Source organism: Burkholderia puraquae, from assembly GCF_002099195.1.
Lineage (GTDB): Bacteria > Pseudomonadota > Gammaproteobacteria > Burkholderiales > Burkholderiaceae > Burkholderia > Burkholderia puraquae.
Window position 1 is genome coordinate 239,282 of record NZ_NBYX01000003.1, and the last position, 20,451, is coordinate 259,732.

The following is a 20,451-nucleotide window of genomic DNA, read 5'->3' on the forward strand; positions in this document are numbered from 1 at the left end:
AGTACACATGACACCGAACACGATGAAGGTCGACATCCGCGCTGCCACGCCCGCCGATGCCCCTGCCATCGCCGCCATCCACGTCGCATCGTGGCAGGCCACCTACCCGGGCATCATGCCGGCCCCGTTCCTCGCCGGCCTGTCGGTCGAAAAGCGCACCGCTTCGTGGCGCCATGCGCTCGACGCCGGACGGCCGCGTGTCGCGCTCGCATGCGCGGAAAGCGGCCCGACAGGCTGGATCGCTTACGGTCCGACGCGCGACACCGACAAGGATCGCACCTGGGGTGAAATCGAAGCGATCTATCTGCATCCATCGCATTGCGGGCAAGGCGTCGGCGCGGCGCTCGTCGACCATGCCTGTCGTGCGCTGCATGACTCGGGCCTCAGGTGGGTGTCGCTCTGGGTGCTGGTGAAAAACCATCGCGCACGGGCGTTCTACGAACGCGAGGGCTTCGTCGCCGAAGACGACATCAAGACGTTCGAGATCGACGGTGCGCCAATCGACGAAGTGCGCTACTGGCGCGCATTGCCGAAACAATCGTCATGACGGCATCGCCGCCGCTACGGCCAGACGCGCCTGCATCAACTGCAGCAACTCGCGGATCTTCGCGTTGACCGAATTGCGGCTCGAGTAGGCGGCCAGCAGTTCCAGCGGCGCCGGCTCCATCTCCAGCGGCACGCGCACCAGCCGCCCGGCGGCCAGTTCCCCCGCGCACCCGCGTTCGACGAGAATCGCAAAGCCGATCCCGTTCACCGCCGCCAGCCCCGCCATCTCGCCGCTGTTGACGCGATATCGGCTCGCGACCGGAATCTTGTGGATCCGCCCGTCGCCGTCGGCGAACTGCCACGGCTGCCCCTTCAGCGTGCTCAGCGTCGTGATGCACGGCAACTGCCTGAGCTGCGCCGTCCGGGTCGGCATGCCCGCTCGTTCGATCAGCGACGGCGCGGCCACGACGACGCTCGGCAAGCTCACGAGCGGCCTGACGACGAACGTGCTGTCGTCCAGCTTCCCGCGATTGACGATGATCGACAGGTCGATATCGTCGCGTAACGTCGATACGCCCGCGAGGCTCGTATCGCAATCGATTTCGACCCGCGGATGGCGGCTGGCGAATTCCGCGACGATCGGCCCGAGCATGCGCGGCCCAATTTCGCCGGGCACGCAGAGCTTCAGCACGCCGCGCAACTCCGTTTGCTGCGAAGTCAGTTCGAACTCGGCAAGCGTCAGTGCATCGAGCATCGGCTTCGCGCGTTCGTGCAGCAGGCGCCCGGCCTCCGTCATGCGCAGGTGCCGCGTGCTGCGCTCCAGCAGACGCACGCCGAGCCTCGACTCCAGTTGTGCCACATGGCGGCTCACGTTGGAACCGGGTATCGAAAGCACGCGCGCGGCGCCGGCAAAGCTGCCTTCATCGACGACCGACACGAACACGCGCACCGCGTTCAGGTCCAGCTTGCTGCGCATCATTATCCCGTTTCAGGTATCAAAGCTCACCGTTTTTCACGGCTTATCCCGTTCGAGACCGTAATTTACGATGCGGATCCAGTCAAGGCATGGCCGCCGGCGCACGAACCCGCGCCGACACGACCACGCGCAAAAACCTACGGGAGCATCACCATGGATATCGCCATTCTCGGCGCCGGCGTGGCCGGCATGAGCACCGCGCTTGCGCTTGCCGGGCAGGGGCACCGGATACGGCTCTACGAACGCAGGCCGTCCGAGACGACGATGGGCGCCGGCGTCGTGCTCTGGCCGAATGCCGGCTTCGTGCTCGAGCAACTCGGCCTCCTGCCGGACATCGTCGAAGTCAGCGGCCACCTGCGCGCGATGCGGTGCATGGACCGGCACGGCACCCCGTTCAAGCGCGTCGATATCGGCGAACTCGACCGCCACATGGGTTTCCCGACGCGCTCGATACTGCGGCGCGACCTGCAGGCCGTACTGGCACGGCACATCGCTGCGCACGACATCGACGTCTGCTTCGGCCACTGCGCGACAGCCATCGACGCCGGCCCCGACGGCCGGGCCGTCGTTCACTTCGACAACGGCACGGCGATCGCCCCGGATCTCGTGATCGGCGCGGACGGCCGCATGAACTCCGTCGCACGACGCCATGTGGTTGGCGACGCCACACCCGTGTATCAGGGATTCGTCAATTGGATCGGCGTGGCCCGGAGCGATGTACCGCTCGTCGACGAAGTGTCGATATTCGACTACTGGGGCCCGCGCGAGCGCTTCGGCATCGTCGCGCTGGATCGGCATCGCATGTACTGGGCGGCGGCCCGTGCCGAAGCCGCAATCGACGATCACGACCGCAACGACGACGAGGCGGCGCCGGATGATCCCGGCCCGCTGCTGGAGCGGCTATTCGACGGGTGGCCCGCGCGCATCGCGGACGTGATGCGCGCAACACCGCCGGGCACCATCGCGAAGGTCCGCGTGCACGATCTCGATCCCGTCGATGTATGGCACCGCGGCAATGTGCTGCTGATCGGCGATGCCGCGCACGCGCCGCTCCCCACCTCCGGGCAGGGTGCTTGCCAGGCACTCGAGGACGCGTGGCATCTCGCCCGCTGTCTCGACGGGCATGGGAAGGGCGACCGCAGCGACCTCGACGCAGCGCTCGCGTCGTTCACGCTGCGACGTACCCGGAAAACCGCGGCGATCACGCTGCGCGCACGCGAGTTCGCTCACCGGCTATTCGGCAACGACACGCACGAAGCTGCCCGACAGGCCGATCCGATCGCCGAGATCGAAGCGCTCGCCAGCGCGTGGGGGGCGGGGCTGCCGATGATGCGGGCCCGCGGCCAATAGGAACCTGATTGCCGGTCAACGACTGGCAATCAGGTGGCATCGTCAGGCGGAAATCCCGGCCCCGGTGTGTCCTACAGAAACCACCGATACTCCCGTGCGCCAATCTCATTGCGAAAATCCAGCTCCTCCTGCCGCTTGTTCTCGCAATACACCATCACGAACTCGCTGCCGAGCCCTTCGCGCACGGCTGCATGATCCTGCATCTCGGCCACGGCCGACAGCATCTCCTTCGGGAAATCGATCCCGCTGCCGCGATCCTCGTTGAGCGGCGCAATCGGCTCGAGCTTCGCATCGAGCCCGTGCTCCATCCCGGAGAGAATCGCCGCGAGCACGAGGTACGGGTTCGCGTCCGCACTCGCGAGCCGGTGCTCGATCCGCAGGTTGCGTGCATCCGACTCGGGAATCCGGATGCACGCGTCGCGATCCTCGAAGCCCCAGCTCGCGCGGCTCGCCGCGTTCACCATCGATCCGTAACGCCGGAACGCGTTGTGATTCGGCGCGAACACGGGCATGCAGTGCGGCAGCAGCGCGAGGCATCCGGCCACCGCGTGCCGCAGCGGCCGCTGCCCGTGCGCCGCGAGCAGGTTGCGCCCTGCTTCGTCGTAGAGGCTCACGTGCACGTGCATCCCGCTGCCCGGCGCATGCAGGTACGGCTTGCCCATGAAGCTCGCGCGATAGCCGTGCTGCAACGCGACGCCGCGCGTGCTGCGGCAGAACATCGCCGACCAGTCGGCCGCGCGCAGCCCGTCGTCGCAATGGCCGAAGTTGATCTCGAACTGGCCCGGCCCGAGCTCGGCGGTGATCACGGTCGCGTCGATCCCCTGCACGCACGCGACGTCGACCATCTCGTGCAGCACGTCGGAGAAGCGCGACAGCCGCTCGATATGCATGTTCGGCTGATCGTCGCGATCATCGGACAGGCGGTCGCGCGGATACTTCGGCATCCCCTCTTCGAGCTGCGCGTCGAACAGGTAGAACTCGAGCTCGAACGCGACGACCGGCCGGATACCGCGCCGCGCGAGCCGCTTCAGCACGCGCGCGAGCACCTCGCGCGGCTCGAACTCGACCGGCGCATCGGTGCCGTCCGTCGTGATCAGCATCTGGCCGAGCGGCTGCTTCTCCCAGGTCACCGGCTTCAGCGTGCCGGGAATCAGCCGGCGCACGGCGTCCGGGTCGCCGTCGTTGAAACAGTAGTCGCCGATCTTGTAGAGCCCGCCCTGCGTGCCGAGCAGGATGCAGTTCTGCGGCAGCTTCAGCAGCGAACCGGCCGCCACCTTTTCGAGCGCATCGATCGGGTAGCGCTTGCCGTAGAAATGCCCGGGCAGGTCGAGGCAGATCAGGTCGACATAACGGATCTCGGGGTGCGCCTGCCGGAATGCGCGGACTTCACCGACCAGCGCGGGAACGACGTCAGCCATGTCTCATCCTTTCCATGTCTTGTATGGCGGTGCCGCAATGCGGCGAACCGGATTCATGCGGCACACTGAACGACGAGAACCGCATTTAAATCAGTACTGCAAACAGGCTTCGTAGTGCGGCGGCCTGCAACACCGCCCGCCCCGCCGACAACTCAGGTGAATACCCAGATCACGCGCGTCGGCGCGTCGGTCAGGTTGGCATAGCGAAAGCGCTTGTGCGCGGGAAGCTGGAATGCGTCGTTCGGGCCGAGCGTGACGGGTGTATCGTCGCCATCGATCCAGATCGTCAGTTCTCCTTCGAGCACGAAGCCGCCCTGCTCGTCGCTGTCGTCGACGGGCCGCTCGCCGCTGCTCGCGCCGGGCGCGAGATGGCTTTCGAGGATCGAGAAGCGCGAGCGCATGTTCGGCGACACGAGGATGTCGGTAATGCCGGCCGCGTAATACACGGTGCGCCGCTCGTCGGGCCGCGTGACCCACGGCACGCTGCGCGGCTTGCTCAGGCTGTAGAAATAAGTGGTCGGCACGCCGAGCGCCTCGCCGATCGCGGTGAGATCCGCAACCGTCGGGCGCGACAGCCCGCGCTCGACCTGCGACAGAAAGCCGACCGAGCGGCCGATCCGTTCCGCGAGATCGTTGAGCGTGACCTTGCGATGCTTGCGCAGGTCGCGGATCAGGATCGCCAGGCTTTCTATCTCTTCCTGTTCGTTCATGTTGGGTTCCGGTGCAGTCAAACGGTATCGCGCAGACGGTACCAGGCCTTGCCGATCGCTTCCAGCGGCGCGGCGAGCCGGTCGCCGCCGGGGAAGCGCGGGTTGCGGATGCGCTGGTACTGCGCGAGCAGGCGTTCGTCGCCGAGCACGGCATCGGCCACCGCGCGCGCACCCGCGAGCGTCGGCAGCACGCCGTGCCCCGAGAAACCCTGCAGCCAGAAGCGCTGGCCGTGGCGGCCGATGTCCGGCGTGCGGCGCATGCTGATGTCGATATGGCCGCCCCACGCGTAATCGAGCGGCACGCCGGCCAGTTGCGGAAACACGCGCTCGAGGTGCGGGCGCGTGGCCGCCGCGATATCGGCCGGAATGCCGCCGAGATACGTGCAACCGCCGCCGAACAGCAGCCGGTTGTCGGGGCTCAGGCGGAAATAGTCGGGCACGAACTGGTTGTCGATCACGCAACTGTTCTGCGGCAGCAGCGAACGGGCAACGTCGGGCGCGAGCGGCGCGGTCGCGACCTGGTATGTGCCGACCGGCAGCAACCGGCGCGCGAGGTCGCGATCGAGCCGGTCGACATACGCGTTGCAGGCCAGCACGAGCACGTCCGCACGCACTTCGCCGCGCGCCGTGCGGGCAATGTGGCCGCCGGCCGTCTCGCGGCAGTCGAGCACGCGGCTCTGCTCGAAGATGCGGCCACCCGTGCGCTCGATCGTCTGCGCAAGGCCGAGTGCGAGCTTCAGCGGGTTCAGGTGGCCGGCCTCGGGATCGTGCAGCGCCGCAAGGTAACGCGTGCCGCCGATCCATTCGGGCATCTCGTCGCGGCCGATCACGCGCAGCCGATCGTAGCCCCAGCGCTCGGCCGCTTCGTCGCGGGCCTGCGCGAGCATCGCGACGCGCCGCGGCCGCACCGCCGCCCACAGGCTGCCGGGCCGGTAGTCGATGTCGAAACCGTGCCGCGCGGGCAGTTCGCGCACCTCGGCCGCGGCCCAGCGCATGCTGTCCCACAGCAGGCGCGCGCCGTCGCGGCCCAGCGAATCCTCGAGCGGCTGCATGTCGCACGACCAGCCGAGCAGCGCCTGCCCGCCGTTGCGGCCCGACGCGGCCCACGCGACGCGGCTCGCCTCGAGCACGACGACGCGCTTGCCGGCAAGCGCAAGGCGCAACGCCGTATGCAGCCCGCTGAAACCGGCGCCGACGACGAGCACGTCGGCGTCGATACGTTCGTCCAGTTCCGGACGATGCGGGATCGGCGCCGGGTAGGTGCCGGCGTAGTAGCTTGCGACGTGACGGTCGGACTGCACGAACATGCGGGCTCCCGTGAAATTTACGCCGAGAAATTTCATGAAAAATTAGCACGGCAATTTCACGGGAGCAAGCTGGAAATGTTTTCCCCGATCGTCAGGACAGGACAGCAAGATCGGGCAGCCCGAATCGTATGACCATTTCCGTTCCGAATTTCATCGCCGAGCGCCCCGATGCGACGCAAGTGCGCCCGGCAGCAGTACGACCTGTCGACAACAACGGCACGGGCGTCCCGGCATCCGGCTCGAACGTATTGCCGCTCACGACACCCTGGCTCCCCCACGACTGAATGTTCGTCACCGCATTCGCTCCGTGCGGGCCTTCGAAGCGCCACCGGTCCGGTGGCCGCCCTTGTGCGCGACTGGAATGCCGATCACCGTCCACTCGCGATAACCGGCCGAGTTCGAATCGCATCTTTTTCAAAATAATCTGTAGTGCGAACTCCATCGATGCAACCCGGTTGAATAAATGCATCGACAACCCGGCGCCGTCTCGCCGTCACGATCGGCACGCGGCAGCGCCTTCATCGGCCGGCGCGCCATCGTTCCCCCCGAGCCGAAGCGCTCCGGCTCTCGCAGCGATCCTTCGCAACGCTGCGTGCGGCCGGCGTCACGGCCTCGCTCGACATGCGTGCTCCACCGTTCTTCACCTCGCTCAGTTCACCCGGATCATCCACTGATGCGCGCCGCGCCGGAGTGCAATAACTGACAGTTTCTCGGCCGGGGGCTTTTCATTAGATTGGCGACACGATCCATGCAAAGTCTCGCTCCCCGACATGACGCTCACTGCCAGCGAAGCACAGCACACGACGACCGCCACGTTCCGCGACATCGCCGAACGCCACGCGCGATCCGCCCCTTCCGGCGCATTCCATCGCGATGCATGGGATGCATTGTCCGAGGCGGGACTGTGGCGCCTGCCGGTACCGCGCGAACTCGGCGGTGCGGGAGGCACGTGGCGCGACTTCATCGACGCGTTCGAGGCGATCGCCGCGGCGCTGCGCTCCGTCGGCTTCGCGATGGCGCTCGCCAACCAGGCGACGCTGATTCGCGCGATCGTCGCATACGGTTCCGACGCGCAGCGCGCACGGCATCTGCCACCGCTGCTGTCCGGCGCCATCGGCGCCACGGCGATCTCGGAGAAAGGCACCGGCACCGAAGTGCGCGCGCTCGAAACCAGCCTCGTGCGCGACGGCGACCACTACCGGCTCGACGGCCACAAGTACAACATCAGCCACGCGCCCGAAGCGCGCCTGATGATGATCGTTGCGACCCTGACCGGCGACGGCAAGCCGGCTACCGCGCTGGTGCTGATCGATCCCGAACGCGCAGGCGTGCAGCGCAGTGCGCCGCAGGCAACGCTCGGCGTCACGGACCTGCCGATCGGAGACCTCGCGTTGTCCGGCGTGCGCGTCGAGGCCGACGAGTTGCTCGGCGCGCCCGGCGACGGACTGCGCCTGCTGATGGACATCGCGTCGATGAATCGCGCGCTGTTCGGCCTGCTGTGCGCGAACGTCACCCAGCCGTTCCTCGCCGACGCGCTCGCCCACGTCGGCACCCGCAAGACGCTCGGCATCGCACTGGACACCCATCAGCACGTGCAGCGCCGGCTGGTCGATGTCCAGGTCGGCATCGAACGTACCCGCTGGACGGCGCGCGCCGCGCTCGACCTGCTCGTCGAGCAGCGTCCCGAAGCACTCGCGAACTGTTCGATCGCGAAGCTCGCGGGTGCGCGCGATCTCGCGCAGGCTGCGCTGCACCTGCTTGCGATTCACGGCAGCGACGGCTACCGGCACGGCCCGCTCGCCACCTTCGTCGCCGACGCGCTCGCAATGGGCTCGGCCGGCGGCACCGAGGAAATGCATTACCGCAACATCTTCAGCCAGATGCAACGACGCGCGGCCGCCACGGCGCGCGCGGCGTGATCGCTCATCTTTCACCACCCCTTCAGGAGTTTCTCTTGACTATCCAGACTGGCCTGCGCGCCCGCGCCACCCACCGCGTCGACACGATTTCGCTCGCCGATCAATGGGGAGGCGAAGCGCATGCGCTCGCGAGCCCGATCATGATCATCTTCATCGAGCAGACCTGCATGCAGGCGACCGACCATCTGCTGCCGGACGGGCAGATGACGGTCGGCTACAACTTCGAGATCAAGCATCTCGCACCGACGCCGCCGGAATGGGACGTGACGATCGATGCGGAACTGATCGAGGTCGACGGCCGCATGATGACGTACCGGGTCGAGGTGCGCGACGCGGTGGGCGTGGTCGGCGAAGGCGTGCATACGCGCTGCGCGGTCAGCCGCGACGGCTTCCATCGCCGCCTGGACGAGCGGCGCGACAGCGCGGCGCTCGCGCGCTAACGAGCCGGAGCCCGACCATGATTCCGCTTCCGCTGCAAGGTCTCCGGCTGCCGGTGATTGCGTCTCCGATGCTGATCGCGAGCTATCCCGAGATGGTGCTCGCCCAGTGCAGGAGCGGGATCGTCGGCGCATTTCCGGCGCTCAACGCGCGGCTCAGCGCGCAACTCGGCGACTGGATCGACACGATCGACGGCACGCTGCGTGCGTACCGGGACGCCCATCCCGATGCGCCGGTCGGCCCGTATGCGGTCAACCACATCTGCCATCCGTCGAATCCGCGCGTCGAACAGGACCTGCGCATCTGCATCGAGCGGCGTGTGCCGCTGATGATCACGAGCCTGCGCGCACCGTCGCGCGACATCGTCGACGCGATCCACGCGTACGGCGGAATCGTGCTGCACGACGTCACGACGGTGCGGCATGCGCAGAAGGCGCTGGAAGCCGGCGTCGACGGCCTCGTTCTCGTCGCGGCGGGTGCGGGCGGCCACGCCGGCACGCTGTCGCCGTTCGCGCTGGTCACGGAAGTACGGCGCTTCTACGACGGCTTCATCGCACTGTCCGGCGCGATCGCGACGGGCGACGCGATCGCCGCCGCACGCGCGCTCGGCGCCGACTTCGCGTACATCGGCACGCGCTTCCTGGCATCGCACGAAGCAAACGTGGTGCAGCGATACAAGGACACGATCGTCGAAGCCAGCGCCGCGGACATCGTCTATACCGACGCGTTCACCGGCGTCCACGGCAACTACCTGCGCCAGAGCATCGAGGCGGCCGGGCTCGACGCGCGCCGGCTCGCGCGGGTCGACGGCGCGCAGCTCGATTTCTCGCCGGAAGGCGGCGCGAAGCAGTGGCGCGACATCTGGGGGGCCGGCCAGGGCGTCGGCGCAATGGACGCGGTACTCAGCGTCGCCGAGATCGTCGAACGGCTCGCGGCCGAATACGAGCGCGCCGTCGCGCGCGTGCAGCCGGGTGCGGCCGCGCACGTCGCAGCACACCGGCCGGCCGTTTCCTCGACTTCACGGATCGAAACGCCATGACGCCGTCCGAACTTGCCGCCCCGTCGTCCGTCGACGATGCGATCGCACGCCGCCGCGCTCAGATCGACGTGATCGACGACGAACTTCTCGCGCTGATCGGCCAGCGCATCGTGCACGCAACCGAGATTGGTCATCTCAAGCGGCATGCGGGGCTCGCGGTGCAGCAGCCCGCCCGCGAAGCGTCGATCGTCGCCGAGCTGGCCACGCGCGCGCCGTGGGGGCTGCGCGACCGTGACCTGAAGGCCATCTGGCAAACGCTGTTCCGCGCGAGCCGCGACGCGCAATCGCTGCCGTGCGTCGCGTTCCTCGGCCCGTCGGGCACCTATACCGAAGCCGCGATGCTGCGGCACTTCGGCGAGTTCGCCCGCGGGCAGGCACATGAAACGATCGACGCAGTCTTCGAAGCGCTCGCGCGCGGCGACGCGGAATGCGCGGTCGTGCCGGTCGAGAATTCCTCCGAAGGCAGCGTGACCCGCACGCTCGACCTGCTGATCGCGCAAGCGGCACCCGTCACGGGCGAGATCGAGCTGCCGGTCGCGCACTGCCTGCTGAGCGCCAGCGGATCGCTCGCCGGCGTCGACAGCGTGATCGGCCATCCGCAGGCACTCGCGCAATGCCGCGCATGGCTCGACACGCATGCGCCCGGCCTGCGCCGCATCCCCGTTTCCAGCAACGCGGTGGCCGCGCGCGAGGCCGCGCACCTGTATGACTGCGCGGCGATCGCCGGCGAACCGGCGGCCGCACTTTACGGACTGCGAATCGTATCCCGCGCGATCCAGGACCACCCGGACAACCGCACGCGCTTCGTGATCGTCGGCGGCCAGATGCCCGTCCCGACCGGCCACGACCGCACGAGCATCGTGCTGCGGCCGACCGATGCGCCCGACGCGCTCGCGCGCGTATTCGATGCGCTCGCCCACCACCGCGCACCGCTGCTGTGGGTCGACGTGCGTCCGGCACGGGCGGCGGGCCATGCGTATCGGTACTGCATCGATTTCGGCGGGCACCCGCTCGATCCGAACGTGCGCGCGGCGCTCGACGAGATCGCGCTCGCCGCTGCCGAACTGCGCGTCCTCGGCGCCTATCCGCGTGCCGCAAGCGGCACGGACGCGCACGCCGACGGTATGGCCGCGTGATGACGACGGTCCCCGCTTCGTCCCGCGTCGCCGCCCGGCTGCTCGCGATTCGCGACGGTCGCGACGATCGCCTGCTCGTGCTGTGCGGCATCGCGTCGGCGGGATGCTTGCCGCTCGCCGCCGGACGATGGCTGCGCGCGCTGCGCGCCGAATACGACGACGAACTGGAATTGCTGCCGTTCGTGCGCGGCATGCCGGACGCCGCCGACACCACGTGCCTGCTGCGGCGCTGCGCGCGTCTCCAGCTTCCGGCGGTAGCGATCGGCGACACCGCGGCAACCGCCTACGGCCGCTGGCGCGCCTGCCTGCCCGCAGCGCCGCTGACCTGGCGGGTGCTCGAATCGGCAGCGGCACGGCCCGCAGCACCGCTGCCCGGCGGCCTGCTGGCGCGCTGGCCGGCACGCCAGGCCGAGCCGGTCGACTGGCCGCGCTCGCGCCGCGTCGTCGCCGATCTCGGCGCTGCGTCGCCGGCGCTTGGCGCCCGGATCGGCGCGCTCGCCGACGCCCTGTACGACGGCACGCTCGTCATCGCCGGCATTGCGCTGGACACCGCCCCTGGCGCGCCTCACACCTTCATCACCGATGCACTGGATCCGCTCGCCAACTTCGTCCGGATGCAGCGGATCGCTGCCGTGACACGTCGCGCCCCGTCGCTGCGGAGCCGCCTGTGAGCCCGCGCTCGCAGGCCGGCCCGACGCGCATCGCGCTCGTCGGGATGCCCGGCGCCGGCAAGACGACCCTCGGCTGCGCACTGGCCGGCGCGCTCGGGTTGCCGTTCGTCGACGCCGACCGCGAACTCGAACGCCGCTTCGGTGCCCCCGTCGCGGCGCAATTCCATGCGGGCGACTTCCGCGCGCGTGAAGCCGACGTCATCGACGCGCTGACGCGCGGGCCAGCGCTCGTGCTCGCGACCGGCGGCGGCGCGGTGCTGCGCGACGATACACGCGCCCGGCTCGGCCAGCGCTGTTTCGTGATCCATCTCGCGAGCGATCTCGACACCCTGTGGCGCCGCACGCGCGACGACGCGTCCCGCCCGCTGCTGAACGTCGCCGACCCGCGCGCGGCGCTCGCCGCGCTGCACGACGCGCGCGAATCGCTGTACCGCGCATGCGCGCACTGCCGCATCGACACATCAGGCCAGTCCGTCGCACAAACGCTCGCGGCAGCGCTCGACGCGCTTGCGATGGCGTAACCCGCCCCCCGATCTGCCCCCTTTCAGCTGCTTCAACGACGCCGGCCGGTTCGGCCGACTGCCATTTCTACCAGTTGCCGATCGCCAAATAATATCTAAAGATATATTTTTAGATATACATCGTTCGCCCTCGCGCGACAGGAAACCGACCATGCCCTTCCTCATCGACCGAGCGCGCGGCTCCCACCGCCTGGTTCCCGCGCTCGCCGCGCTCGCGATCGCCGGCTGTGCGCCGTTCGGCTCGCAACGCCCGGCGGCCCGGATGACGCCCGTCGAGCAACTCGATGCGGGCGCCGCGATCCACGCCGCCGGCGCCGGCACGCCGACGATCGCCGAACGCTGGTGGACCGCGTTCGGCGATGCGCAGCTGGATCGCCTCGTCGACGATGCCCTGGCCGGCGCACCGACGCTGCAAGCGCAGCGCGAACGCGTCGCGCAGGCGCTCGCCGACGCCGACGTCGAAAGCGCCGCACTGCTGCCGCAACTCGGCGCGACGGTGAGCGCCGTGCCGACGCGCCTGCCCGGCAGCTACCGGACGCCGCCGCCCGCGGCCGGGCACTGGCAGGTCGACGCGCAGGCGCTCCTCGGGGCATCGTGGAATCTCGACATCGCCGGCCGGCAGCACGCGCTGGCGCGGGCCGCCGCGCTGCGCGCGGACCAGCAGCGCGCGCTCGAGCACGCGGCCGCCGTGTCGCTGCAGGCGGCGATCGTCGAAACCTATCTGCAGCTCGTGCTCGAACAGCAACTGCTCGCGATCTCGCGCGATACGCTGCAGCAACACAGCTATCTGCTCCGCCTCACGTCGCAACGCGCCGACGCCGGTCTCGACATGCAGGTCGCCGTGCTCAGGGCGAGCGAACCCATTCCGCACGCGCAGGCCGACATCGACACGCATGCGGCCGCATCGGCCCGGCTGCGCCACCGGCTCGCCGCGCTCGTCGGCCGGGGGCCCGGTTACGCCGATGCCCTGACGCCGGCCGCGCCGCCCGCCGCCGAGCTGCCGATGCCGGCCGTCCTGCCCGCGGCGCTGATCGGCCGCCGGCCGGACGTACTGGCCGCGCGCTACCAGGTCGAAGCCGAAGCGGCGAACATCGACGCGGCGCGCGCCGCGTTCTATCCGGACGTCAACCTGATGGCCTTCGCCGGCGTGCAGAGCTTCGGCTTCCGTGCACTGTTCCACGGCAACAGCGGCACGTTCGGCGCGGGCCCCGCGATCACGCTGCCGATTTTCGAGGGTGGCCGGCTGCGTGCCGGCCTGCGCGCGCAAACCGCCGCCTACAACGCCGCCGTCGCGGTGTACGACGACACGGTCGTCAACGCGCTTGCACAGGTGAGCGACACCCTCGTCCAGATCGACACGCTCCGCCGGCAGCGCGCGCTTCAGCGCGAGGCGCTGTCGCGCGCGCAACAAACCTACGCCGTCGAAACGCAGCGCTACCGGAAAGGCATCTCCGGCTACCTCGACGTCCTGCTCGCCGAAGGCCGGCTGCTCGAGGATCGCGCATCGGTCGCCCGTGCGGACGCGTCGTTCGCGATCGAGCACGCCCGCCTGATCGCCGCGCTCGGCGGCGCCACTTCCACTGGAGTCACGCAATGAACCGTCCCGAATCCCCCGCCGCCGAGCCGTCGCTGCAACGCGCGCGCCGGCGCTACTTCCGCTGGTTCTTCATCGCACTCGCCGGTGCCGCCGGCATCGGCGTCGCCGCGTGGGCCACCACGCGCGGCACCGAGACGACCGACGATGCATACGTGTCCGGCGACGTCGTGCAGATCTCGCCGCAGATCGGCGGCACCGTCGACGCCGTGCGCGTGCAGAACGCCGACTGGGTCGGTCCGGGCGACCTGCTCTTCAGCGTCGACAAGACCGATGCGCGGCTCGCGCTGGACGAAGCGGTCGCCCAGCTCGCCCACGCGGTGCGCGAATACCGCACCGCGCATGCGGACGCGGCGCGCGAGGAAGCGCAGATCCGGCTGCGGCGTGCCGAATGGTCCAAGGCGAATGACGACCTGCAGCGCCGGCAGAGCCTCGCACCGGACGGCGGCGTGTCGCGCGAGGATCTTCGCCATGCGCGGGATGCGATGGACGGCGCGACGGCCGCGCTGAACGCGCAGCAGGCCGCCTACGACGCGACGCTCGCGCACACCGACGGCACGTCGATCGACACGAACCCGCTCGTGCGCGCGGCGGCATCCCGGGTCCGCAGCGCGGCGCTCGCGCTGCGCCGCACCGAAATCCGCGCGCCGCTCGGCGGGCTCGTCACGCGCCGGGTCGTGCAGGTCGGCCAGCACGTCTCGCCCGGCACGCCGTCGATGGCGCTCGTGCCGCTCGATCACGTGTGGGTCGAAGCCAACTTCAAGGAATCGCAGCTGCGCGGCATGCGCGCCGGGCAGCCGGTCGAGCTGTTCTCGGACCTGTACGGCAGCGACGTGGTATTCCACGGGCGCGTCGTCGGGCTCGAAGCCGGCACGGGCGCCGCCTTCGCGGCCGTGCCCGCACAGAACGCGACCGGCAACTGGATCAAGGTCGTTCAGCGCGTGCCGGTCCGGATCGCGCTCGACCCCGCCGAGCTGCGCGCGCACCCGCTACGCATCGGCCTGTCGATGACGGCATCGGTGCCGGTCGAACACGGCCGCGGCACCGCATCGGCGTCGCCGTCCGCCCGTCCGCCCGAAGTGCGCAGGTCGATCGACGCCACGTCGATCTACCGTGACGACGACGAAGCGGGCAATGCGCTCGTCGCCGAGACGATTCGCGCGAACAGCGGCGTGCGCCCGCTCGCACCGGGAGCCTGACGATGCCCTTTTTCGCCCGGAACGCGGCACCGAAACTGCCGCTGGAGCCGCTCGCCGGCATGCCGCTGGCGCTCGTCGCGATCGCGGTCAGCGTCGCGAATTTCATGCAGACGCTCGACCTGACGATCGCGAACGTCGCCGTCCCGACCATCGCGGGCGATCTCGGCGTCGCGCCCGACATGGGCACCTGGATGCTGACCTCGTTCGCGACGCCGCTCGCGATCACGCTGCCGCTCACCGGCTGGCTCACGCAGCGCTTTGGCCAGGTGCGGCTGTTTCGCCTGTCGGTGCTGCTCTTCGTGCTCACGTCGGTCCTGTGCGGGATGGCGCCGAACTTCGAGTCGCTGCTGCTGTTTCGCGCGCTTCAGGGCGCCGCGTCGGGCCCGATCACCGCGCTGTCCCAGGCGCTGCTGATGGCGGTGTTCCCGTCGACGCGCCGCCACGTCGCGCTGGCCGTGTGGCAGACCACGACGTTCGTCGCACCGGTGCTCGGACCGATCGCCGGCGGCTGGATCACCGACAACCTGAGCTGGCCGTACATCTTCTACGTGAACGTACCGCCGGGCGTGCTCGTGCTGGGCGTACTCGCGCGGCTGCTGGCGGGACGCGACAACGCGACGCGGCGCCTGCCGGTCGACGTCGTCGGGCTGCTGTTGCTCACCGCCGCGTTCGGTTCGTTCCAGCTGCTGCTCGATCGCGGCCAGAACCTCGACTGGTTCGCCTCCGGCGAAATCCGCGGGCTGGCGGTCGTGGCGGTCGTGTCGTTCATCGCGCTGATCCTCTGGGAGCTGACCGACGACCATCCGATCGTCGACCTGCGGCTGTTCGCGGACCGCAACTTCTCGACGAGCACGCTCGCGATCACGGTCGGCTTCGGGCTCTACTTCGGTGCGCTGGTGCTCGTGCCGCTGTGGCTGCAGACCCAGCAGGGCTACACCGCCACCTGGGCCGGCATCGCCACCGCGCCGCTCGGCGTCGCGGGGATCGTGATCGCGCCGCTGCTCGGCCGCTTCCAGGGCCGCACCGACCCGCGCCTGCTCGCAACCGTCGCACTCGTCGGCTGGGGCGCCGCATCGTTCTGGCGCATGCATTTCAACACCGACGTGACCCTCGGCGACATCGCCGCCAATTCGCTGCTGATGGGCGCCGCCACCGCATTCTTCATCACGCCGCTCGTGTCGCTTTCGCTCGCCGGGCTGCCCCGCGAGCGGCTGCCCGCGGCATCCGGGTTGCAGAACGCGCTGCGACGGATCGGCACCAGCGTCGCGACTTCGGTCGCGCCGACCTACTTCGAACGCCGTTCCCGCGTGCACAACACCTATCTCGTCGACCACATCACGCCGTACGATTTCGCGTCCGGCGACTGGTTCGCGCGGCTCGATCATGCGGGGCTGTCGCCGGCCGGTGCGCTTGCATCCGTCTCGCACGCGATCGACGTCGAAGCGCACATGCTCGCGCTGAACGACTTTTCGTTCGGCTGCCTGCTGCTGTTCGGCGCGACGCTGCTGACGGTCTGGTCGATCCGCTACCGCCACGCATGACGTATGCGCCACGGCCGGCGGCCGTGGCACGCACCGCCTGCGACACGTTCGGCTCCGGCTACTTCGGCGCACGCGCGCCGCAGCCGTGGCACGTTCGAACACGACAGGGCCTTGACTTGACACCCCTCCCGCACCGTCAAGCACGCCCTCGCATGCGCAACCTCTGCATGCATCGGGCAACGGCATGGGTGAAAACGCGCGCGGGAAATGTCCGAAACCCGTCACGCTCGACCGGAGCGACTGACCGGGTAACCGGCCCGCCGGCAGACGGCGGGGGGATCCGGCGGATCGCATCGCCTTTACGGCCGAACCGATGTCGCCGGTCCCGCTCGACTGCATGCGTGAACGAAAAAAGGGGCTCCGCGCCGAACGATCCGGCGCGGAGCCCCTTGACCTTCACCGCTCAACGCGGATCGCTGGCGACCGGCACGTATCCTTCGGCGAGGATGCCGGTCGTCCGGGCGGCCGGCTCGCGCAGCAGCTTCGCCGCCTGATAGCCCTCGGACCGGTACCACGCGCGGGCGCGCTCCGCCGATTCGAATTCGAGCACGACGACGCGCTTCGGCGACCAGTCTCCTTCCAGCGTTTCGACTTCGACGCCGCGCACCAGGAAGCGCCCGCCGTACTCGGCCACCGTCGGCGCGCCGAGCCGGCGGTACGCCTGGTATGCGTCGACGTCGTGCACGTCGATATCGAACACCACGTACGCGCTCATGACCGTGCCTCCGCCGGCGCCGCCGCATCGGCCGCCGCAAGCTGCACGAACACGCGGCCGTTCTCGATCTTCACCGGATAGGTACGCACGCACGTCGTCAGCGGCGCGCACAGCGCAATGCCGGTCCGCACGCTGAAGCGCCCCTGATGCAGCGGGCACTCGATCTCGTCGTCGAGCAGGAACCCATCGCTCAGCCGCGCGTCGCCGTGCGTGCACTGGTTCTCGGTCGCAAAAATCTCGTCGCCGACCGCATACAGCGCGATGTCGCGGCCGCCCACCCAGACACCGAGTATTCCGTCGGTGCGCACCGCTTCCGGCGCGACCGCGTCGATCCAATTCGTCGTCACTTTCTGCACCTCGCTCAAACCGGGAAAATCAGCGAATTCGGAATCATCTCGCTGTCGTAGACGCAGATGCGCGACTCGAAACGCAGCCCCTGCGGCGTACGCACGATCCGGTCCAGGTAGCGCCCGGTGTTGTAGACGTCGCTCATCTGCTCGGTCTTCGTGCGAAGCACCGCGTAGTTGGTCTCGGCCTCGATCACCGTGTCGTCGAGATACGTGACGAGCGGCAGCCCGATCACGTGGCGCTGGTAGTACGGATCGAAGAACAGCGTCTCCTTGATGCCGTAGACACGATCCTTCAGCATGCCCTTGCTCTCGAAGTCCATCACCGCGAGCGGCAGGTTGCGCTCGTGGTTCTCGCGCGGCACCACCGTGTACCGGCATTGCTCGACGAAGAATTCCGGCCACGCGTCCCAGTCGCCGCCGTCGAGCACGGCCGCATACCGTGCATTGAGCTGGACGAGCGCGTAGAAATCCTCGAAGCTCGCGCCGCCCTGGTGCGGCTCGGCGGCCGGCCGGCCCGTTCGTGTCGTGATCGTGCTCATTCAGGCCTCCATCACTTGGCGCCAATACTGGTACATGCCGCGCACCAGCGTTTCACTGACCATATGGTCGGTTTGCTCGTCGACCTGCCGGCCGCCGAGTTCGTTGTAGACGTTGCCGTGCTGGATCTGCTCGAAACTCTGCTGCACGCATTCGATGACTTCGCCATCGTCCGCCGACACGAAGCCGGCCGGCCCGAACAGATTGGCCTGGCGCAGACGGCGCCGCGTCATCTCTTCGGTGTCGGTCTCGAAGCCGAAATGCGTCCATACGTAGTCGAACACGCCCGGGCTGACCGGCCGGATGCGCCGCGTCGACAGTGCATTGACCTGCTGCTGGATGATGACGCTCGGCATCAGCGTGAGCATCACGACGGTCGGATCGCCCCACCACGGTTCGTGCACGACATCGAGGAAGCGGTCGTCGTTCAGCGTCATGCGCTCCTTGAAGCTCGTCACGTTGTGGGTCACTTCGCCGCCGCCGCCGCCGCTGCGGATCGACACCATCGCGCCGTGCCGGTGATGCTCGTCGGTCACGAGCTTCGCGGGATTGTCCGCGCGCCACAGGCCGAAATTGACGAACCAGGTATGCAGCAGCCCCGCGTGATAGGGATCCTTGATGTTCTCGACCATCAGCTTCCAGTTGCTCGGCACGCGCTGCCGCGTGTAGCCGAGCACGGTCAGCTTCGGGCCGTGGAACAGGCGATCGTAGTAAGGCAGGATGCGCGGCCCGAGGAAGTCCTCGAACGATTCGACATTCTCGTCGAACGACGCGAACACCGCGCCGCCGCGCGTCGATACGCGCAGGCGCCGCAACGCATGCTTGCCCGGATCGAAATCCGCCGGCATGCCGCCGTTGATCGTGCCGCCCTGACGCACGCCGCGCCGGAACGGCACGCCGATCAGGTTGCCCTTCAGGTCGTAGTTCCACTGGTGATAAGGGCAGTGGAAATCCTTCGCTTTCCCCGAACGTTCGCGGCAAAACTGCATGCCGCGGTGCGCGCACGCATTTTCGAAGACGACGACTTCGCCGTCCTCCGTGCGCGTCATCACGACGGAACGCTCGCCGACCTCCGTGCGCTGGAAATCGCCGGGAGACGGCACTTCGGCTTCAAGGCCGATGTAGCACCAGTGATTCGCGTAGAACAGGCGCTCGAGTTCGCGCTGATACAGCGCTTCACTCGTGTACGCCTCGTACGGCGTGCGGCTGGCGCCGTCGCCTTTCCAGTCGAGCGCGCGGGCGATGTCGATGGGTGAGTTCAAGAGAGCTCCTTTCAGTAAGAAACAGCCTGCAGCGCAACGGCGGCGCCGTGCGCGATGAAGCCGGCTGGCGAACGCCGCCGCGCAACCACCGCGGCAGCCAACTGCTCGACGAGCTCGGCTGTGTGATCCCAGCCGAGACATGCGTCGGTAATGCTTTGGCCGAACACCGGTGGCGTGCCCGGCACCACGTCCTGCCGCCCCTCGACGAGGAACGACTCGATCATCACGCCCACGATGGCGCGCTCGCCGCGATGCAGTTGCGCGGCGAGATTGCCGCAGACATCGATCTGCGCGCGCGTCTGCTTGCCGCTGTTGCCGTGGCTCGCGTCGATCACGACATACGGGGGGAGATGCGCGTCGCGCAGCGCGGCGCAGGCTGCCGCAACGCTCGCGGCGTCGTAGTTCGGGGTCTTGCCGCCGCGCAGGACGACATGCGTGTCGGGATTGCCGGGCGTGGTCGCTATTTCCACGCCGCCGGAAACGGACGGTCTCAGGTAGCAGTGCGAAACACGCGACGCGCGGATCGCGTCGATCGCGACCTTCACGTTGCCGTCGGTACCGTTCTTGAAGCCGACCGGCAGGTCGAGCCCCGACGCCGCCTGGCGATGGATCTGCGATTCGGTCGTCCGGGCGCCGATCGCGCCCCAGGATACGAGGTCGTCGAGATACGGCGCGGTCATCGGATCGAGAAACTCCGTCGCGGCCGGCAAGCCCAGCGCGTTGATGCCGAGCAGCACCTTGCGCGCCACGCGCAGGCCGTCCTCGATCCGGAAACTGCCGTCGAGATACGGATCGTTCAACAGTCCTTTCCAGCCGACCGTGGTGCGGGGCTTCTCGAAATAGACGCGCATCACGATCTCGAGCACATCGGCGTACCGCTCGCGCAGCGGCGCGAGCCGGCGCGCGAACGCCAGCGCGGCCTCTGCGTCATGGATCGAACACGGGCCGACGATCAGCGCAAGCCGATCGTCCTCGCCCGCGATGATCTGCGCCAATGCACGCCGCGCATCGCCGATCGAGCGTGCCAGGCCGGGATCGCGTGGCAATTCGGCGCGCAACCGCTGCGCACTGATCACCGCCACGCCTTGCGTCAACGCTGCCTCAACGGATTTTTCCATTTATCACTCCACTCTCGCTGATCGGATGCCGATTTACGGAGCAATTAGAGCGCGGTCAAATCCGGGGTGATACTGTCATTTATCGCAGAAGCATTTCGCATAGTGAATATCTGTGATTTCCGACAGTATTCCAATATGCGGTTCACGTCTAACTTAACTCCTGA

The 20,451-nt window shown here is 68.5% G+C and carries 21 protein-coding genes; 11 read left to right on the top strand and 10 right to left on the bottom strand.

Going from position 1 to position 20,451, the window contains the following annotated elements:
- The first annotated feature begins 7 nt into the window (after positions 1 to 7).
- The gene (locus tag B7G54_RS08010) at positions 8 to 547 is read left to right on the top strand and encodes a GNAT family N-acetyltransferase (RefSeq protein ID WP_085038602.1); all 540 of its coding nucleotides are present in this window, start codon (positions 8 to 10) and stop codon (positions 545 to 547) included.
- Here the strand turns inward: B7G54_RS08010 and B7G54_RS08015 are convergent.
- Positions 542 to 1,462, bottom strand: a complete 921-nt coding sequence (locus B7G54_RS08015) for a LysR family transcriptional regulator (RefSeq protein ID WP_085038846.1) — start codon at positions 1,460 to 1,462, stop codon at positions 542 to 544. The two genes, B7G54_RS08010 and B7G54_RS08015, sit on opposite strands and share 6 nt — an antisense overlap.
- Here B7G54_RS08015 and B7G54_RS08020 point away from each other — a divergent pair.
- Positions 1,346 to 2,812, top strand: a complete 1,467-nt coding sequence (locus B7G54_RS08020; RefSeq protein WP_244289288.1) for an FAD-dependent oxidoreductase — start codon at positions 1,346 to 1,348, stop codon at positions 2,810 to 2,812. The genes B7G54_RS08015 and B7G54_RS08020 overlap by 117 nt on opposite strands.
- 71 nt (positions 2,813 to 2,883) lie before the next feature.
- Here the strand turns inward: B7G54_RS08020 and B7G54_RS08025 are convergent, their stop codons facing one another.
- From B7G54_RS08025 to B7G54_RS38990, 4 genes are all read right to left on the bottom strand, one after another.
- Positions 2,884 to 4,230 (bottom strand): glutamine synthetase family protein, encoded by a 1,347-nt coding sequence (locus B7G54_RS08025; RefSeq protein WP_085038604.1) that lies wholly within the window; start codon positions 4,228 to 4,230, stop codon positions 2,884 to 2,886.
- A 152-nt stretch (positions 4,231 to 4,382) separates the two neighbouring features.
- Positions 4,383 to 4,940, bottom strand: a complete 558-nt coding sequence (locus tag B7G54_RS08030) for a helix-turn-helix domain-containing protein (protein WP_021163465.1) — start codon at positions 4,938 to 4,940, stop codon at positions 4,383 to 4,385.
- A 17-nt stretch (positions 4,941 to 4,957) separates the two neighbouring features.
- Positions 4,958 to 6,247, bottom strand: a complete 1,290-nt coding sequence (locus B7G54_RS08035) for an NAD(P)/FAD-dependent oxidoreductase (RefSeq protein WP_085038605.1) — start codon at positions 6,245 to 6,247, stop codon at positions 4,958 to 4,960.
- Between the two features lie 91 nt (positions 6,248 to 6,338).
- Positions 6,339 to 6,716 (bottom strand): hypothetical protein, encoded by a 378-nt coding sequence (locus tag B7G54_RS38990; RefSeq protein ID WP_165765562.1) that lies wholly within the window; start codon positions 6,714 to 6,716, stop codon positions 6,339 to 6,341.
- A gap of 301 nt (positions 6,717 to 7,017) precedes the next feature.
- Here B7G54_RS38990 and B7G54_RS08040 point away from each other — a divergent pair, with 301 nt between their 5' ends.
- From B7G54_RS08040 to B7G54_RS08080, 9 genes are all read left to right on the top strand, one after another.
- On the top strand, positions 7,018 to 8,166 hold the full coding sequence (locus B7G54_RS08040) for an acyl-CoA dehydrogenase family protein (RefSeq protein WP_085038606.1): 1,149 nt from the start codon (positions 7,018 to 7,020) through the stop codon (positions 8,164 to 8,166).
- A gap of 35 nt (positions 8,167 to 8,201) precedes the next feature.
- On the top strand, positions 8,202 to 8,606 hold the full coding sequence (locus B7G54_RS08045; RefSeq protein WP_085038607.1) for a thioesterase family protein: 405 nt from the start codon (positions 8,202 to 8,204) through the stop codon (positions 8,604 to 8,606).
- 17 nt (positions 8,607 to 8,623) lie between these two features.
- Entirely contained in the window at positions 8,624 to 9,643 is a 1,020-nt protein-coding gene (locus tag B7G54_RS08050) for an NAD(P)H-dependent flavin oxidoreductase (RefSeq protein WP_085038608.1), read from the top strand.
- Positions 9,640 to 10,779 (top strand): prephenate dehydratase, encoded by a 1,140-nt coding sequence (pheA, locus tag B7G54_RS08055; protein ID WP_085038609.1) that lies wholly within the window; start codon positions 9,640 to 9,642, stop codon positions 10,777 to 10,779. Before B7G54_RS08050 ends, pheA begins: the two co-directional genes overlap by 4 nt.
- A 107-nt stretch (positions 10,780 to 10,886) precedes the next feature.
- Positions 10,887 to 11,450 (top strand): hypothetical protein, encoded by a 564-nt coding sequence (locus B7G54_RS08060; RefSeq protein ID WP_165765563.1) that lies wholly within the window; start codon positions 10,887 to 10,889, stop codon positions 11,448 to 11,450.
- Positions 11,447 to 11,971: a shikimate kinase gene (locus B7G54_RS08065; protein ID WP_244289289.1), complete on the top strand. Its 525-nt coding sequence runs from the start codon at positions 11,447 to 11,449 to the stop codon at positions 11,969 to 11,971. The genes B7G54_RS08060 and B7G54_RS08065 overlap by 4 nt, the downstream gene beginning before the upstream one ends.
- A gap of 151 nt (positions 11,972 to 12,122) precedes the next feature.
- Complete coding sequence (locus B7G54_RS08070) at positions 12,123 to 13,568, top strand: efflux transporter outer membrane subunit (RefSeq protein ID WP_085038611.1); 1,446 nt, start codon at positions 12,123 to 12,125, stop codon at positions 13,566 to 13,568.
- Entirely contained in the window at positions 13,565 to 14,764 is a 1,200-nt protein-coding gene (locus tag B7G54_RS08075) for an HlyD/EmrA/EmrK family protein (protein WP_085038612.1), read from the top strand. The genes B7G54_RS08070 and B7G54_RS08075 overlap by 4 nt, the downstream gene beginning before the upstream one ends.
- A 2-nt stretch (positions 14,765 to 14,766) precedes the next feature.
- Positions 14,767 to 16,305: a DHA2 family efflux MFS transporter permease subunit gene (locus B7G54_RS08080; RefSeq protein WP_085038613.1), complete on the top strand. Its 1,539-nt coding sequence runs from the start codon at positions 14,767 to 14,769 to the stop codon at positions 16,303 to 16,305.
- Positions 16,306 to 16,708: 403 nt separating this feature from the next.
- Here the strand turns inward: B7G54_RS08080 and B7G54_RS08085 are convergent, their stop codons facing one another.
- The 5 genes from B7G54_RS08085 to B7G54_RS08105 are packed head-to-tail and all read right to left on the bottom strand — an operon-like array spanning position 16,709 to position 20,287.
- On the bottom strand, positions 16,709 to 17,020 hold the full coding sequence (locus B7G54_RS08085) for a DUF1330 domain-containing protein (RefSeq protein WP_085038614.1): 312 nt from the start codon (positions 17,018 to 17,020) through the stop codon (positions 16,709 to 16,711).
- The gene (locus B7G54_RS08090) at positions 17,017 to 17,367 is read right to left on the bottom strand and encodes a non-heme iron oxygenase ferredoxin subunit (protein ID WP_085038848.1); all 351 of its coding nucleotides are present in this window, start codon (positions 17,365 to 17,367) and stop codon (positions 17,017 to 17,019) included. Before B7G54_RS08090 ends, B7G54_RS08085 begins: the two co-directional genes overlap by 4 nt.
- 14 nt (positions 17,368 to 17,381) lie before the next feature.
- Positions 17,382 to 17,909, bottom strand: coding sequence for an aromatic-ring-hydroxylating dioxygenase subunit beta (locus tag B7G54_RS08095; RefSeq protein ID WP_085038615.1), 528 nt, complete (start codon positions 17,907 to 17,909; stop codon positions 17,382 to 17,384).
- On the bottom strand, positions 17,910 to 19,169 hold the full coding sequence (locus tag B7G54_RS08100) for an aromatic ring-hydroxylating dioxygenase subunit alpha (RefSeq protein WP_085038616.1): 1,260 nt from the start codon (positions 19,167 to 19,169) through the stop codon (positions 17,910 to 17,912). It abuts the gene before it with no gap.
- 11 nt (positions 19,170 to 19,180) lie between these two features.
- Entirely contained in the window at positions 19,181 to 20,287 is a 1,107-nt protein-coding gene (locus tag B7G54_RS08105; RefSeq protein ID WP_085038617.1) for a 3-deoxy-7-phosphoheptulonate synthase, read from the bottom strand.
- Positions 20,288 to 20,451 lie beyond the last annotated feature (164 nt).

Excerpts from the sequence above, each read along its gene's own strand:
- B7G54_RS08010 (WP_085038602.1), top strand. The coding sequence starts at position 8 with ATGACACCGAACACGATGAAGGTCGACATCCGCGCTGCCACGCCCGCC.
- B7G54_RS08020 (WP_244289288.1), top strand. The coding sequence starts at position 1,346 with ATGGCGGCTCACGTTGGAACCGGGTATCGAAAGCACGCGCGCGGCGCC.
- B7G54_RS08015 (WP_085038846.1), bottom strand. The coding sequence starts at position 1,462 with ATGCGCAGCAAGCTGGACCTGAACGCGGTGCGCGTGTTCGTGTCGGTC.
- B7G54_RS08025 (WP_085038604.1), bottom strand. The coding sequence starts at position 4,230 with ATGGCTGACGTCGTTCCCGCGCTGGTCGGTGAAGTCCGCGCATTCCGG.
- B7G54_RS08030 (WP_021163465.1), bottom strand. The coding sequence starts at position 4,940 with ATGAACGAACAGGAAGAGATAGAAAGCCTGGCGATCCTGATCCGCGAC.
- B7G54_RS08035 (WP_085038605.1), bottom strand. The coding sequence starts at position 6,247 with ATGTTCGTGCAGTCCGACCGTCACGTCGCAAGCTACTACGCCGGCACC.
- B7G54_RS38990 (WP_165765562.1), bottom strand. The coding sequence starts at position 6,716 with ATGCATTTATTCAACCGGGTTGCATCGATGGAGTTCGCACTACAGATT.
- B7G54_RS08040 (WP_085038606.1), top strand. The coding sequence starts at position 7,018 with ATGACGCTCACTGCCAGCGAAGCACAGCACACGACGACCGCCACGTTC.
- B7G54_RS08050 (WP_085038608.1), top strand. The coding sequence starts at position 8,624 with ATGATTCCGCTTCCGCTGCAAGGTCTCCGGCTGCCGGTGATTGCGTCT.
- pheA (WP_085038609.1), top strand. The coding sequence starts at position 9,640 with ATGACGCCGTCCGAACTTGCCGCCCCGTCGTCCGTCGACGATGCGATC.
- B7G54_RS08070 (WP_085038611.1), top strand. The coding sequence starts at position 12,123 with ATGCCCTTCCTCATCGACCGAGCGCGCGGCTCCCACCGCCTGGTTCCC.
- B7G54_RS08075 (WP_085038612.1), top strand. The coding sequence starts at position 13,565 with ATGAACCGTCCCGAATCCCCCGCCGCCGAGCCGTCGCTGCAACGCGCG.
- B7G54_RS08080 (WP_085038613.1), top strand. The coding sequence starts at position 14,767 with ATGCCCTTTTTCGCCCGGAACGCGGCACCGAAACTGCCGCTGGAGCCG.
- B7G54_RS08085 (WP_085038614.1), bottom strand. The coding sequence starts at position 17,020 with ATGAGCGCGTACGTGGTGTTCGATATCGACGTGCACGACGTCGACGCA.
- B7G54_RS08095 (WP_085038615.1), bottom strand. The coding sequence starts at position 17,909 with ATGAGCACGATCACGACACGAACGGGCCGGCCGGCCGCCGAGCCGCAC.
- B7G54_RS08105 (WP_085038617.1), bottom strand. The coding sequence starts at position 20,287 with ATGGAAAAATCCGTTGAGGCAGCGTTGACGCAAGGCGTGGCGGTGATC.